At 65.6% G+C, this 14,102-nt stretch carries 11 protein-coding genes; 5 read left to right on the top strand and 6 right to left on the bottom strand.

The features are described 5' to 3' along the window. Positions 1 to 1,607 (top strand): CHASE2 domain-containing protein (locus tag QM612_RS06060; protein ID WP_415253004.1); only part of this gene is annotated, 1,607 nt, incomplete at its 5' end. A 16-nt stretch (positions 1,608 to 1,623) separates the two neighbouring features. Here the strand turns inward: QM612_RS06060 and QM612_RS06055 are convergent. Together QM612_RS06055 and QM612_RS06050 are read right to left on the bottom strand one after the other, a co-directional pair. After that, a complete protein-coding gene (locus QM612_RS06055) occupies positions 1,624 to 2,040 on the bottom strand; it encodes a DUF1801 domain-containing protein (RefSeq protein WP_415253003.1) in 417 nt (138 codons plus the stop codon). A gap of 19 nt (positions 2,041 to 2,059) precedes the next feature. Then, positions 2,060 to 3,433, bottom strand: coding sequence for an MBL fold metallo-hydrolase RNA specificity domain-containing protein (locus tag QM612_RS06050; RefSeq protein WP_415253002.1), 1,374 nt, complete (start codon positions 3,431 to 3,433; stop codon positions 2,060 to 2,062). A gap of 113 nt (positions 3,434 to 3,546) precedes the next feature. On the opposite strand from QM612_RS06050, the gene QM612_RS06045 reads away from it, so the two are divergent. From QM612_RS06045 to dxs, 4 genes are all read left to right on the top strand, one after another. After that, on the top strand, positions 3,547 to 4,929 hold the full coding sequence (locus QM612_RS06045; protein WP_415253001.1) for a M16 family metallopeptidase: 1,383 nt from the start codon (positions 3,547 to 3,549) through the stop codon (positions 4,927 to 4,929). After that, the gene (locus QM612_RS06040) at positions 4,926 to 6,320 is read left to right on the top strand and encodes a M16 family metallopeptidase (RefSeq protein ID WP_415253000.1); all 1,395 of its coding nucleotides are present in this window, start codon (positions 4,926 to 4,928) and stop codon (positions 6,318 to 6,320) included. Before QM612_RS06045 ends, QM612_RS06040 begins: the two co-directional genes overlap by 4 nt. Before the next feature lie 46 nt (positions 6,321 to 6,366). Beyond that, a complete protein-coding gene (locus tag QM612_RS06035; protein WP_415252999.1) occupies positions 6,367 to 8,463 on the top strand; it encodes a M13 family metallopeptidase in 2,097 nt (698 codons plus the stop codon). Positions 8,464 to 8,702: 239 nt separating this feature from the next. Continuing rightward, positions 8,703 to 10,607, top strand: coding sequence for a 1-deoxy-D-xylulose-5-phosphate synthase (gene dxs / locus QM612_RS06030; protein WP_415252998.1), 1,905 nt, complete (start codon positions 8,703 to 8,705; stop codon positions 10,605 to 10,607). Positions 10,608 to 10,679: 72 nt separating this feature from the next. Here the strand turns inward: dxs and QM612_RS06025 are convergent, their stop codons facing one another. The 4 genes from QM612_RS06025 to QM612_RS06010 all read right to left on the bottom strand — a co-directional run bounded on the left by QM612_RS06025 (position 10,680) and on the right by QM612_RS06010 (position 14,035). After that, the gene (locus QM612_RS06025; protein WP_415252997.1) at positions 10,680 to 11,717 is read right to left on the bottom strand and encodes a TraB/GumN family protein; all 1,038 of its coding nucleotides are present in this window, start codon (positions 11,715 to 11,717) and stop codon (positions 10,680 to 10,682) included. Positions 11,718 to 11,811: 94 nt separating this feature from the next. Continuing rightward, a complete protein-coding gene (locus QM612_RS06020; RefSeq protein ID WP_415252996.1) occupies positions 11,812 to 12,486 on the bottom strand; it encodes a DNA-3-methyladenine glycosylase family protein in 675 nt (224 codons plus the stop codon). Between the two features lie 10 nt (positions 12,487 to 12,496). Next, on the bottom strand, positions 12,497 to 12,880 hold the full coding sequence (locus QM612_RS06015) for a DUF423 domain-containing protein (protein WP_415252995.1): 384 nt from the start codon (positions 12,878 to 12,880) through the stop codon (positions 12,497 to 12,499). Positions 12,881 to 12,973: 93 nt separating this feature from the next. Continuing rightward, positions 12,974 to 14,035 (bottom strand): SRPBCC family protein, encoded by a 1,062-nt coding sequence (locus tag QM612_RS06010; protein WP_415252994.1) that lies wholly within the window; start codon positions 14,033 to 14,035, stop codon positions 12,974 to 12,976. Positions 14,036 to 14,102 lie beyond the last annotated feature (67 nt).

Here is a 14,102-nt window from a genome sequence, read left to right as displayed (position 1 = left end):
TGCTGATGTCGCGCTTCGAGGTTGCGCGCCCACTGGACAACTGGCTGTACGACCGCATGGTCGCCGGCCTGCAGCAGCCGGTGGATGACCGCATCGTGCTGGTGGTGGCCGACGACAAGAGCCTGTCCGCGCTGGGGCGCTGGCCGTGGTCGCGCAGTGTGCATGCGCGCTTGCTCAATACCTTGTCGGCCGCGAAACCGCGCGGCATCGCGTTTGACGTGCTGTTCTCCGAGCCCAGCAGCGACGACGCGGACGGCGATGCCGCACTTGCGCAGGCGATGCGCCAGTCCGGGCGGGTGGTGTCGCCGGTGTCGGTGGAACCTTCGCAGCCGGGTGGCCCGCTGATCGAAGTGCTGCCGATGCCCTCGCTGGCGGCAGCGTCCGCAGCGCTGGGCCATGTCGAGGTGGATGTGGATGCCGATGGCGTGTCGCGCCAGGCCTATCTGTATGCCGGGCTGGGTTCCGCGCATTGGCCGGCGCTGGCACTGGCACTGTATGGCCTGGATCCGAAGGCGCGGCAATCCGGCGAACTGCGCGGGCTGCGCAACCCGGAGGCAGAGGCCGCGCCCTCGCCCTATCTGTGGAACCGCGACCTGCGCATCCTGCTGCCTTACGCGCGCGGTGCCGGCTTCCAGCAGGTCTCCTACATCGACGTGCTGGACGGCGAGATCGATCCGGCGCTGCTGCGCGACCGCTGGCTGCTGGTTGGCGTGACCGCCACCGGCATCCTGCGCGACGTGCAGGTACCACTGGCCGACAACGGCAATCGCATGCCCGGCGTGGAATACCACGCGCAGCTGCTCAACGCGCTGCTGCAGGGCAATGCCATCGTGCCGTTGACGATGGGCTGGCAGGTCGCGCTTGGCATTGCGCTGGCGCTGCTGCCATTGCTGCTGCATCGCCCGCACCACCCGATCCTGCGCCCGTGGGTGGTCGCCGCGCTTGGCGCCTTCATCGTGCTGGGTGCCAGTGCCCTGCTGCTGCACGCCGCGCGCCTGTGGTTTGCGCCTGCGGCCTGCCTGCTGGCGATCCTTGCCATCTACATCGCGTCCATCCTGCTGCACTGGCGGCGTTCGTGGCTGCTGGCAAGCACCGACCCACTGACCCGGCTGTCCAGCCGCTACATGTTCGACCTCAGCCTGGACAATGAACTGGCCAGCGCGCGCCGCAACAACAAGCCGCTGTCGCTGCTGCTGATCGATATCGACCACTTCAAGGCCTATAACGACTACTACGGCCATCAGGCGGGCGACAACCTGCTGCGCGACATCGGCAGCATCGTGCAGGCGCATGCACGCCGCCCGCGCGACGTGGCCGCGCGCTACGGCGGCGACGAGATGGCGGTGATCCTGCCGGAAAGTTCCACGCAAGCCGCAGCAACCGTGGCCCGCAGCATTCAGGACGAGGTGCGCCAACAGGCGGTGGCGCACGCGCAATCACCCACCGCACCGCTGGTGACGCTGAGCATCGGCATCGCCACCTATTACCCGATCCTGGAAGCGCACGAGATCGACCTGCTCAAGCGTGCCGACGCCGCGCTGTATCGCGCCAAGCGCGAAGGCCGCAACCGCATCCACCCGCCGCCGGACGCCAGCCTGCCCGACTGAACCGGGCGATGCGGCCTCAGCCGCGAATGCGCTTTTCTGCCATCGCCTTTACCGAGGCATCCACCAGTTTGCGCAACACCTTCTGGTCCACGTCGGCCAGCTTCCTGATGTACAGGCAGGCCTTGCTGGTCTTGTGCTTGCCCAGCTTGTCCAGCAGCGGGCCGGCATCGTCGAAGCCGGTCATCAGGTACAGCGTCAGGTCGTTCTTGCGCGGCGAGAAACCGACCAGCGGCCATTCGTTGGTCTTGCCGGAACTGACGTAGGCGTATTTGCCGAAGCCGACGATGCTGCCACCCCACATCACCGGAGGCTCGCCGGTGGCGGCCTGCATCATCATGCTCATCGCCTCGCAATCCGCGCGCCTGTCTTCCGGCTGCTGCGCAAGGAAGGCATCGACAGAGGCATCGCTCGCTTTGGTTTTCGGTTCGCTCATCGCCCGTTTCTCCCGCTGGCTACACGTCCAGCACCATGCCGGGACGCACCAGTACCGCCTCCACGCCATCGCGCTCGTGGAGTTCCCCGGCCAGCGCTTCGCGCGCCTTGTCCTCGCCGTGTACCAGTGCCAACGCAGGCTTCGGCTGGAAGTGGCCATACCAGTCCATCAGCCCGCGCTGGTCGGTATGCGCGGACAGCCCGCCTACGGTGTGGATGGCGGCATTCACCCGGGTGTCGAAGCCGTGGATGCGTACCCATTTCGCGCCATCCACCAGCCTGCGCCCCAGCGTGCCCACGCCCTGATAGCCAACGAACACCACATGCGTGCCGCGCCGGTCCAGCCTGTGGCGGAAGTGGTGCAGGATGCGCCCGCCGTTCGCCATGCCGCTGCCGGCAATCACGATCGCGCCACGTTCGATGCGGTTGATCGCCATCGATTCCTCGGTGGAACTGGTGATGCGCAGGTTGGGCAACTTGAAAGGATTGGGCGCGCCGCGCCAGACCTCGCGTGCTTCGGCATCAAACAGCGCGTGGTGGCGGTCGTAGACATCGACCACCTTGCCCGCCATCGGGCTGTCCAGAAAAATCTGCCAGCGCGCCATGTTCCACTCGTCCCAGTAGCGTGCGAACCAGTACAGCAACTCCTGCGAGCGCCCCACCGCGAATGCAGGGATCAGCACATTGCCACCATCGCGCCACGCCTGTTCCAGAATGCCACCCAGCTCGACGATGGTCTGCGCGCGGTCGCGGTGGTTGCGGTCGCCGTAGGTGGATTCCATCAGCACCAGATCGGCTTCGGTGATTTGCGCCGGATCGCACAGGATCGGCGTGCCCTTCGGCCCGAGGTCACCGGAGAACACCAGCTTCCTGTCGTCGGCCCACAGTTCGACGATGGAGGAACCCAGGATGTGGCCGGCATCGCGCAAGGCGATTTCCACGCCATCCACAACCGGATGGCGACGGTCGTAGGGCAGCGCGTGCAGCTGCGCCATCGCATCGTCCACGTCCTCGCGGGTGAACAGCGGCATCGCTTCCGGCTGGCCGGGCTTGCGCTTGCGGTTGGCGCGATCGGCATCGTTTTGCGCAAGTGATGCGGCATCACGCAACATCACCGGCATCAGTTCGGCGGTGGCCTGCTGGGCGAAGATCGGCCCGCGAAAACCGCGCCGTACCAGCAGCGGCACGCGGCCGATGTGGTCGATATGCGCATGGCTGACCACCAGTGCATCGAGACTTTCAACATCGAACGGGAAGGCATCCGCATTCGAGGCCTCCATCTCCGGGCTGCCCTGCGCCATGCCGCAGTCCAGCAGGATCCGCTTGCCGGCAGCTTCGACCAGATGCATGGAACCGGTGACCTCGCCCGCCGCGCCGTGGAAATGCACCCGCATCCGCCTGCTCCCGCCGCCGAAAACCCGAGGGTAGCGCAACCCCGGACTTCCGGCAGATGCAGGCGGGCCGGCGCTGGTGCAAAGTGGCCCGGTTCCATCACCGGGAAACACCCATGCGCCTGTTGTCACTCGCCTGCGCGTTTGCGCTTGGTACCGCGGCCTTCGCCGCCCACGCCGCCAAACCCGCGCCTGCCGCCAGCGTGCCCGGCAGCGAGACCATCGTCAGCAAGACCCTGCCCAATGGCCTGAAGATCATCGTCTGGCCGGATCACGACATCCCCAGCGCCAGCTATTACACCTTCTACAAGGCCGGCAGCCGCAACGAATATCCGGGCATCACCGGGCTTGCGCACTACTTCGAACACATGATGTTCAACGGCACCACCCGGCGCGCGCCGGGCGAGTTCGACCGCGAAATGGAAGCCGCCGGCGGCAGCAACAACGCCAGCACCAGCAACGACCTGACCATCTACACCGACTGGTTTCCCTCCAGCGCGCTGGAAACGATCTTCGACCTGGAAGGCGACCGCATGGGCAACCTCGCCTTTGATCCGAAGGTGGTGGAAAGCGAACGCGGCGTGGTCTATAGCGAGCGCCGTTCCAGCGTGGACAATGACAACCTCGGCACGCTGATGGAACAGATGCAGGCCACGGCGTGGCTCGCGCATCCCTACCAGTTCCCGACCATCGGCTGGCCCAGCGACATCGAGAACTGGAAGATCGACGACCTCAAGCAGTTCTTCAAGACCTATTACGCACCCAACAACGCGGTGCTGGTCATCACCGGCGATGTGCAGCCGGCGCAGGTGTTTGCGCTTGCGGACAAGTATCTTGCGCCGCTGCAACGCCAGCCCGAGCCCGCGCCGGTCACCACGGTGGAGCCGGAGCAACTGGGCGAGCGCCGCATCGTGGTGGAACGCGCCGATGCGCAATCACCCATCGTGGCCTACGCCTTCCACAGCGGCCTGAGCGCGAGCAGCAAGGAGCAACCCGTGCTGGAGCTGCTGGCCACGATTTTGGCGCGGGGCGAGTCCTCGCGCCTGCACCAGCGCCTGGTCGAGCAGGAACAGGCAGCGGTTGATGCCGGCGCGTTCGCCGAAGCCGGCTTCGACCCCGGCCTGCTGTGGATCTACGCGATGCTGCCGCCGGGCGGCGACATGACGAAGGTGGAAGCACTGCTGGACGACGAACTGGCGAAGATCGCCCGCGACGGCGTGACCGCTGCGGAACTGGACAAGGCACGCAACCTCAAGCTGTCCGCGTTCTGGCGCGGCATGGCCACGATCAACGGCAAGGCGCGCGCGCTGGGCGAGCACGAAGTGTTCAACGGCGACTACCGCAAGGCTTTCGATGCACCTGCTGCGTTCAATGCCGTCACCGCAGCCGATGTGCAGGCACTGGCGAAAAAAATCCTGCGCGTGCAGAACCGCACCACCGGCCTGCTGAAGCCGGTTGCCGCCGCGCCCACCAGCGACAACAAGGAGGGCGCACGATGAGCCGCCTGCGTTTCGTGTTCGCGGCGCTGGCCGCATTCGTCTTTGGCAATGTCACCGCAGCCGACATCAAGCTGCCCGATTACCAGACCCTGCAACTGGACAACGGTGCCACCGTGTTGCTGGTGCCGCGCAAGGACGTGCCGATGGTTGCCGCCACCGTGCTGGTGCGCGGCGGCGCGCTGGCCGACCCGGCCGGCAAGGAAGGCACGGCAAGCCTGCTGGCGGAGATGCTGTCCAAGGGCGCGGGCACGCGCGATGTGCTGGCCTTCGCACAAACCGTGGATGGCGCAGGCGGCAGTCTTGGCTTCGGCAGTTCGTCCGAGGCCATCGTCGCCAATGCACAGTTCCTGTCGAAGGACACCGGGCTGATGCTGTCGCTGCTGGCCGATGCCCTGCTGCGCCCATCGATGCAGCAGGCCGAGTTCGACAAGCTGCGCAAGCGCGCCATCGACGCGATTGCAACGGCGAAGGATTCCGACCCGCGCCAGTTGATCGGCACCTATGCCGATGCCTGGCTGTTCCGTGGCCATCCTTATGGCCGCCCCGCCGGCGGCGACGAAACCAGCCTTGCCACCATCACCCTGGACGATTTGCAGGCCTTCCGTCGCCAGCAGATGGGCGGCGACCGCCTGATCGTTGCCATCGCCGGCGACTTCGATCCTGCCGCCGTCACCACGCAGGTGAAGCAGGCCTTCGGCGGCTGGCCGAAGGCCGAAGGCGCACTGCCGCAGGTCAGCGCCAAGGCGAAGGAGACCGGTCGCCGCGTGCTGCTGGTGGACAAGCCCGGTGCCACGCAAACCTACTTTGCACTGGGCAACGTCGGCAGCCGCCACGGCGATCCCGCGCAGGCTGCGCAGGATCTGGTGCAGACCGTGTTTGGCGGGCGCTTCACCTCGATGCTCAATACCGAGCTGCGGGTGAAATCCGGCCTGACCTACGGCGCGCGTTCGTCGATTGACCGTCCGCGCCAGCCGGGCGCGGCATCGATCAGCAGCTTCACCAAGACCGAATCCACCCAGGCCGCCATCGACCTTGCCATCGCCACCCTGGAGCGCCTGCACAAGGACGGGCTGGATGCAGCCGCACTGCAATCGGCGAAGAACTACATCGCCGGACAGTTCGCGCCCGATTTCGAAACCGCCCCGCAGCTGGCCGGTGCCGTGGCCGAACTGGCCCTGTACGGCGATACGCGCGATGCCATCGACGGCTATCTGGGCAAGGTTGCAGCCGCCACGCCGGAACAGGTCGCGACTGCGCTGTCGGTGTTCCCCGCCAGCAAGGATCTGGTGATCGTCGCCATCGGCGATGCCGCGAAGATCCGTGACGTGATGAAAGGCTACGGCCCGCTGACCGAAATGAAACTCGGCGATCCGCGTTTCACGCCAAACTGACCGCCCACACACAAACCTTCCCCAGTTACCAACGGAAACCACGCCCGTGAACACTCCAAAACTGCTCCTGCTCTCGCTTTCCATCACTGCCGCACTGGTCGCCTGCCAGAAGCCAACCGATGCCGAAGCGTCCACGGCCAAGGCCGATGCGCCCGCTGCATCGAATGTCGAACTGCCGCCGCTGGCCGCCTTCAACGTGGCCGACCTCGACACCAGCAAGAACGCCTGCGACAACCTCGCTGACTTCGTCAACGGCAAGTGGCGGGCCGCAAATCCGGTGCCGGGCGACAAGACCAGTTGGGGCAGCTTCGAGATGCTTGCCGAGCGCTCGATCGCCGCCAGCCACGGCATCGCCGAAGCTGCAGCCGCGAAGCAGGACGCCAGCGGCATCGAAAAGCTGGTCGGTGATTTCTACGCCACCGGCATGGACGAGGCGAAGATCGAAGCCGCCGGCATCGCCCCGATCCAGCCGCTGCTGGATCGCATCAACACACTGAAGACGCCCGCCGACATCGCCGCCTACCTGCGTGACGCACACGCTGCCGGCCGCGGCGAGGTGTTCGCTTTCGGCGCAGAGTCCGACTTCAAGGATTCCAGCCGCAAGATCGGCTACGCCTTCCAGGGCGGGCTGTCGCTGCCGGAGAAGGCCTACTACCTGGAGGACGGCGCGGACGGCAAGTACAAGGCCATCCGCGAGGCGTTCGTGAAGCACGTGTCGAAGCAGTTGCAGAACGCCGGCATCAACGCTGCCGACGCGGACGCACAAGCCGCCGACGTGCTGGCATTCGAAACGCGGCTTGCGAAAGCATCGCTCTCACCCATCGAACTGCGCAACCCCGAAAACCAGTACCACTACGTCAGCATGGCCGATGCCGACAAGGCCTCGCCCAACTTCCCGTGGTCGGCGTTCTTCAAGGCCAACGGCGTGCAGGCCGATGGTTTCTCGCTGTCGCAGCCAAAGTTCTTCGCCGAGTTCGACAAGATGCTGGCCGACGTGCCGGCGGCGCAGTGGCAGGCCTATCTGCGCATCCATGCCATCGACGGGTTCGCGCCGTTCCTGGCCGCGAAGTTCGGCGATGAACGCTTCGACTTCTTCAGCCGCACCCTGCGCGGCCAGAAGGAGCAGAAGCCGCGCTGGAAGCGGGTGATGGATACCGTGGAAGGCAGCGCTGGCGAGGCGCTGGGCCAGTTGTACGTGAAGCAGTATTTCCCCGCCGAGTCCAAGGCGCAGATGGAAACGCTGGTGCGCAACCTGAGCGACGCGCTGAAGGCGCGCATCGAGCAGCTTGACTGGATGAGCGCCGAAACCAAGGCCAAGGCGATGGAGAAGTGGGCCAGCTTCACGCCCAAGATCGGCTATCCGGACAAGTGGCGCAGTTGGGATGGCCTTGCCACCAGCCGCGATGGCTATCTGCAGAACGTGATGGCGGCGTCGAAGTTCAACCACGACTTCGACATGGCCAAGATCGGCAAGCCGGTGGATCGCAGCGAATGGGGCATGACCCCGCAGACGGTCAACGCCTACTACAACCCGCTGATGAACGAGATCGTGTTCCCCGCCGCGATCCTGCAGCCGCCGTTCTTCGACCCGAAGGCCGACCCGGCGCTGAACTACGGCGGCATCGGCGCGGTGATCGGCCACGAAATGCTGCACGGCTACGACGACCAGGGCAGCCAGTTCGACGCCAAGGGCAACTTCAACAACTGGTGGACGAAGGCCGACATGGACGGCTTCCAGTCACGCACCGCGCGGCTGGTGAAGCAGTTCGACGGTTACGAAGCCATCGACGGCCTGCACGTGAAGGGCGAGCTGACCCTCGGCGAGAACATCGCCGACCTGGGTGGCCTGGGCGTGTCCTGGGATGCCTACCAGAAGGCACTGAAGGAGGCAGGCAAGACCGGCGATGACAAGATCGATGGCTACACGGAAAACCAGCGCTTCTTCATGAACTGGGCCACGGTCTGGCGTCGCAATTTCACCCCGGACGAGCTGAGGGTGCGGCTGAACACCGACCCGCACGCGCCCGCCCACTTCCGCGCCATCGGCGCGCCCAGCAACATGCCGGCGTTCGCGCAGGCGTTTGGCTGCAAGGCAGGCGATGCAATGGTGCGCGAAGGCGATGCAAGGGTCGTGATCTGGTGATGCTGGCTCTATGCCCCCCCCTGCAAGGGTAAGGTCTGAACAAGCCGTCATTCCGGCGAAAGCCGGCTGCTTCTGACAAACGAACGTCTGTCCAATCCAGCTCTTTGGTAAGTCACTGAAAAAGCTGGATCCCGGCTTTCGCCGGGATGACGTTTCGGGAGTTGTTCAGAGCTTCCCAAGCAGGGAGGGGCAACAGCGCCTTCATTGCCCCTGCCCACGGGCAGGAGGACAATAGGCCGATGATCGATGCAAGCCGCTATCCCCGCCTGTCCAGGATCGACAGCCCCGCCGACCTGCGCCAGCTGCCCGAATCGGAAATCCGCGCCGCCGCTGATGAGCTGCGCGCCTACCTGATTGAATCGGTCGGCAAGTCCGGCGGGCATTTCGGTGCTGGCCTGGGCGTGGTCGAACTGACGACGGTGCTGCACTACCTGTACGACACGCCGAACGACCGCATCGTCTGGGACGTGGGCCACCAGTGCTACCCGCACAAGATCCTGACCGGACGCCGCGACCGCATCCACACGGTCAAGCAGAAAGACGGCGTTGCGCCGTTCCCGAAGCGCGAAGAATCCGAATACGACACCTTCGGCGTCGGCCATTCGTCCACCTCGATCTCCGCCGCGCTGGGCATGGCGATTGCCAATGCACGCGCCGGCAACGACCGCAAGGTGGTCGCGGTGATCGGCGACGGCGCGATGACCGCCGGCATGGCATGGGAAGCGCTCGGCCACGCAGGCGGCATGGAGGACGAGCCCAACCTGCTGGTCATCCTCAACGACAACCGCATGTCGATCAGCGAAGCGGTGGGCGGGCTGACCAAGATGCTGGGCCGCGCCACCGGCAGCAAGACGCTGAACGCGCTGCGCGAAGGCGGCAAGAAACTGCTCGGCGACAAGCGCAGCAGCGGCCCGGCGCGCTTCGTGCGCCGCTGGGAAGAACACTGGAAGGGCATGTTCGTGCCGTCCACCCTGTTCGAGGAAATGGGCTTCCACTACACCGGCCCCATCGACGGCCACGACACCGGCGCGCTGCTGAGCGTGCTGAAAACGCTCAAGGGCATGAAAGGCCCGCAGCTGCTGCATGTCATCACCACCAAGGGCAAGGGCTACGAACTGGCCGAAGGCGACCAGATCGGCTACCACGCGGTGGGCCCGTTCGACCCGGAAAAGGGCGTGGTCAGCAAACCGGGCGCGAAGAAACCCACCTATACCGACGTGTTCGGCGACTGGCTCTGCGACATGGCGGCAAACGATCCGGCGCTGCTCGGTATCACCCCGGCGATGCGCGAAGGCTCGGGGCTGGTGCGTTTCAGCAAGGAATATCCGCAGCGCTATTTCGATGTCGCCATCGCCGAGCAGCACGCGGTGACGCTGGCCGCCGGCATGGCCTGCGAAGGCGCGAAACCGGTTGTCGCCATCTATTCCACTTTCCTGCAACGCGGCTACGACCAGCTCGTCCACGACGTGGCGATCCAGAACCTCGACGTGCTGTTCGCCATCGACCGTGGCGGCGTGGTCGGCCCGGACGGCGCGACCCACGCCGGCAACCTCGACCTCAGCTACCTGCGCTGCGTGCCGAACATGCTGGTGATGGCGCCCGCCGACGAGAACGAATGCCGGCAAATGCTCTCCACCGGCTTCCGGCACGAAGGCCCGGCAGCGGTGCGCTACCCGCGCGGCACCGGCCCCGGCGTCGCGGTTTCGCAATCGCTGGACACGCTACCCATCGGCAAGGCCGAACTGCGGCGCAAGGGCGCGGGCATCGCCCTGCTCGCCTTCGGCGCCATCGTGCCGGCGGCGCAACAAGTCGGCGAGGAACTTGGCCTGACCGTGGTCAACATGCGCTTCGTCAAGCCGCTGGATCGCGCGCTGATCCTTGAGCTGGCGCAGTCACACGCAGGTTTCGTGACGCTGGAAGACAACGTGGTCGCCGGCGGCGCAGGCAGCGGCGTGGCCGAACTGCTGGCCGCCGAAGGCATGGTCATGCCCGTCCTGCACCTGGGCCTGCCGGACGCCTTCCAGCACCACGCCAGCCGCGAAGACCTGCTGGCCGAAGCCGGATTGGACACCGCGGGCATCCGCGCCGCGGTATTGGCGCGTTGGCCGGAGTTGCGTGCGACCGAACAGGTGCGCACGGCATAGCGAGCAATCAACGAACAGCTTTGCCGTCATTCCCGCTTTCGCGGGAATGACGAGCCTTGATTGGGCAAACCGCTACTCATCCGGCGCAATCACCGTGTAGCCCTTGGCCTTCAGCGCCGCCAGATAGCCATTGGCCCCCAGCATGTCGCTGATGTCCAGCGTGGCGAAGGTCACCGTGTTATTCGCCAGCGCCGCTTCCGCCGCCGCCAGCCACTTGGCCTTGAGGTTGCGCTGCGCATTGCCATAGCCCAGCCGCTTGCCGATGGCAGTTTCGGAAATCGCATTGATGCACACCTCCGCCTGCGCGGCCGTCGGCAAGGCCTGCAATGCCGCCATGTCGCCGGTGGCCCACGCATTGGCACGCGCACGCATGATGTCGAGGTCGGATTCAATCACCCGCATCGCGTTGTCGAAGCAGGCCAGGTCGTCCACCGTGGTTTTCGACCACTCTTTCAGCACTGACTTGGGATCCTTGATGAGGATCACCTCCTCCACCACGGTCACGGCGGGGTGATGGGCCTCGATCGCCTTGGCGATGACCGGCCCGACCGACTTGGCATTGTCCAGGCCCGATTTCTTCATCGCCGCCTTGTACAACTCCTGCGCGGCGAACAGTGGTCGCCATTTCTCGACGCCACGATCATTGCCGATGTAGCGCGCCTTCAGCACCTGCCAGCGTGCGTAGGACTGCGGCGAAACGACTTCTTGCAGGCTCTTGCCATCCGGGTTCTTGCGCGCACCAAGCATTCTCGGCAGCAGCAGCAACCCTTTCAGGTAACCGACGTCGGCGCTGATCTGCAAACGCATGCGGATCACCTCCTGCGCGCCTGCAAGCACGCGCTCCACCTGCGCGGACTGCCATTGCATGTTCGCCGGCAGCGGCCTGAGCGTGCCGAGGATATAGAGATCGTGCTGGCCGTTGCGTACCAGCCACAGGCCGGGGCCGGGCTGCTCGCCATCGACCACCACCGTTTCCACGGTGCGGATGCCGTCTTCCGGCATCGCCTGCTGCGTCGCTGCCTGCGGTTGCGGCTGCACAGTTGTCTCCTGCGCAAGCGCAGGGAACGTGAACATTGCCAGCATCGTTGCGGCAAGCATTGCGTTACGCATCCAGCACTCCATCGCATGCCATCAAGGTGCGCAGTGTGACGCCTGCGGCGACACAAAGTTCAACCAGCGGCTGAATCTGCACGGCACGCAGCCTTCAACCCTGCGAGCGGTTGGTCGCGGTCTTCATCGCGCTGGCCGCATCGGCGATCCGCCATAGATACAGGCTGGCATAGCTGCGATACGGCCCCCAGCGCTCGCCACGTGCGGCCAGTTGCTTCGGCGTGGGCATGTCGTCTGCCTTGTCGATGAGCTGTGCCCCTTTGCGAATGCCAAGGTCATCGATGGGCAGCACGTCGGGCCGCCCCAGCCGGAACATCAGCATCATCTCCACCGTCCAGCGGCCGATCCCGCGTATCGGCACCAGTGCCTCGACGATGGCGTCCTCGCTCATCAACGACATGCGGCGGAGGTCGGGGATTTCGCCCGCGGCTTCGCGCCGTGCCAGATCACGCAACGCCAACGCCTTGTTGCCGGACACGCCGCAGGCGCGCAGGCCGGCATCATCGATGCGTGCCAGCGTGTCGTGATGCAGGCGGTCGCTGCCGATGGCGGCTTCGACCCGCCCGACAATCGTCGATGCCGCCTTGCCACTCAATTGCTGGAACAGGATCGCCCGCGCCAGCGCATCCACCGGATCGAACGGCTTGCGCCAGCGCGGATCAGCGGGAATCGGCCCCAGCCTGCGCATCCACGTGCCCAGCTTGCGGTCGCGCCGGCACAGGTGCTCGAACGCCGCATCGGTATCGAATCCGCGCCTGTACCGTGGCATCGCCTGCTCCTCAACCCCGCAGCCGGTCGCAACCGTGGGCCAGCCACGCCACGATCAGCAATGTGCCACCGAATGGCGCCAGCGTGGTCGGCAGGCCAAACAACGCGCCGCCGATCAGGCTGCCGGCGAACAGCAGCGTGCCCAGCAACATCGCGGCCAATGCGAACAACGCGGTGCGCCGCTGCGCCAGTGGTGACAGCGCGGCCAACGCCAGCCCGTGGGCGAAGGCGAACGCCGCCGCCTGCATCAACCGGCCCTGTGCCGCCGCTTCGACGCCGTGCGCCGCATAGGCCGACAGCGCCACGGCGCTTGCTGCCAGCAGGCTGCCGATACCGCCAAGGATGCGCCGTGCAGCGACCTGGAACGGCGGTTTGTCGATGTTGCGTGCGGTCATCGATGCGCTTCCTTCATCCCGGAAATCCTTGATCCAGAAAGACGAACGCCGCGACAGGCGCGGCGTTCGCTGGGCATTGCCGGGCGCTGCGGCTTACTTCAGCGTCCAATAGACGTCGAACTGGCCGTTCTCGGTGAACGCACCGGCCACGCCGGACTTGTAGTCCTCGAACGGACGCGAAGTCACTTCGTAGCCATTGGTCAGCGCCCACGCACGCAGAGCATTGCGCACGTTGTCCAGTTCCGCCATGTAGCCGGTGTAGGACGCAACCGCGACCTTGCTGGCCGGGTTCTGCACATGCTGCACCGGGCCCTGCGTGGTCACCTTGCCAACCGGGCTGCCGTCCTTCTTGCGCACCACCTGGGCCACGTCGAAGTTGTAGGTCTCGCGGCCCAATTCGGTGGTCACGATGCGCACCGGGCCGACGGCCTCCAGGCCATTGGCGTCCATCACGCGCTTGAGCCACTCGCTGTTGGCGGTGATCGAGGCCTGGATCTGCGCGTTGCCGCGCTCCACGTTGCCGGCGTTGACGAACAGCACGTCCTCGGCGGGGCGTTCCACCACCTTCGGCGTGCCCATCTTGCTGCCGGGCACGGCGTAATCGACGTTCGGCACCGAGGCCAGCATGCCAACGATGCGCGACAGGCCCATCTTCATGTCATCGCCGACGTAGCGGCTGACGTACAGGCCGGCGTAGCGGCCCAGCAGGTTCCAGCCGTAGTCCACGTCGTAGGTCTGGGTGATCTCGACGTTGCGGTTGTTGCGGCCGGTGGGCTTGAAGGTGAACGCCGTGCGCTTGTTGCTGCCGCGCTGCGGGTTTTCCAGCTTCATGGCGATCTTTTCGCGCGGGACGCTCTCGACGATTTCCCACGAGCCCTTGCCCAGACCCTCTTCCTTGGACACGTAATCCAGACGGGCACCAACGCCGGAATCCGGGCCGGACAGGGTCAGTTGCACGCGCGGGTCACGCAGCACCAGCGGGTTCCAGTCATCGAAGCGACGGAAGCTGTTGAGGCTGTCGAACACGATGGTGAGTTTGCGGTTGGTCTCGATCTTCTCGACCAGATGGCGCGAGGAAGGCAGAGCCAGGGCCACGGCCAGATACAGCGCAAGCACGATGGCGAAGGAAATCAGGATCTCGATCAAACGAGTCATTCAGGCGTCTCCGGGAAGGCCATTGGCGGCGCAGGGCCGCACTGAACCGGCATCCTAGCAAACCCCA

This window comes from Thermomonas sp. (genome assembly GCF_047606765.1).
In the GTDB taxonomy this organism is placed as follows: domain Bacteria; phylum Pseudomonadota; class Gammaproteobacteria; order Xanthomonadales; family Xanthomonadaceae; genus Thermomonas.
This window is presented reverse-complemented; position numbering and strand designations above follow the sequence as displayed.

Coding starts and splice junctions, on each gene's coding strand:
- QM612_RS06010 (WP_415252994.1), bottom strand. CDS start 14,035: ATGACTCGTTTGATCGAGATCCTGATTTCCTTCGCCATCGTGCTTGCG.
- QM612_RS06055 (WP_415253003.1), bottom strand. CDS start 2,040: ATGAGCGAACCGAAAACCAAAGCGAGCGATGCCTCTGTCGATGCCTTC.
- QM612_RS06040 (WP_415253000.1), top strand. CDS start 4,926: ATGAGCCGCCTGCGTTTCGTGTTCGCGGCGCTGGCCGCATTCGTCTTT.
- dxs (WP_415252998.1), top strand. CDS start 8,703: ATGATCGATGCAAGCCGCTATCCCCGCCTGTCCAGGATCGACAGCCCC.
- QM612_RS06045 (WP_415253001.1), top strand. CDS start 3,547: ATGCGCCTGTTGTCACTCGCCTGCGCGTTTGCGCTTGGTACCGCGGCC.
- QM612_RS06050 (WP_415253002.1), bottom strand. CDS start 3,433: ATGCGGGTGCATTTCCACGGCGCGGCGGGCGAGGTCACCGGTTCCATG.
- QM612_RS06020 (WP_415252996.1), bottom strand. CDS start 12,486: ATGCCACGGTACAGGCGCGGATTCGATACCGATGCGGCGTTCGAGCAC.
- QM612_RS06025 (WP_415252997.1), bottom strand. CDS start 11,717: ATGCGTAACGCAATGCTTGCCGCAACGATGCTGGCAATGTTCACGTTC.
- QM612_RS06015 (WP_415252995.1), bottom strand. CDS start 12,880: ATGACCGCACGCAACATCGACAAACCGCCGTTCCAGGTCGCTGCACGG.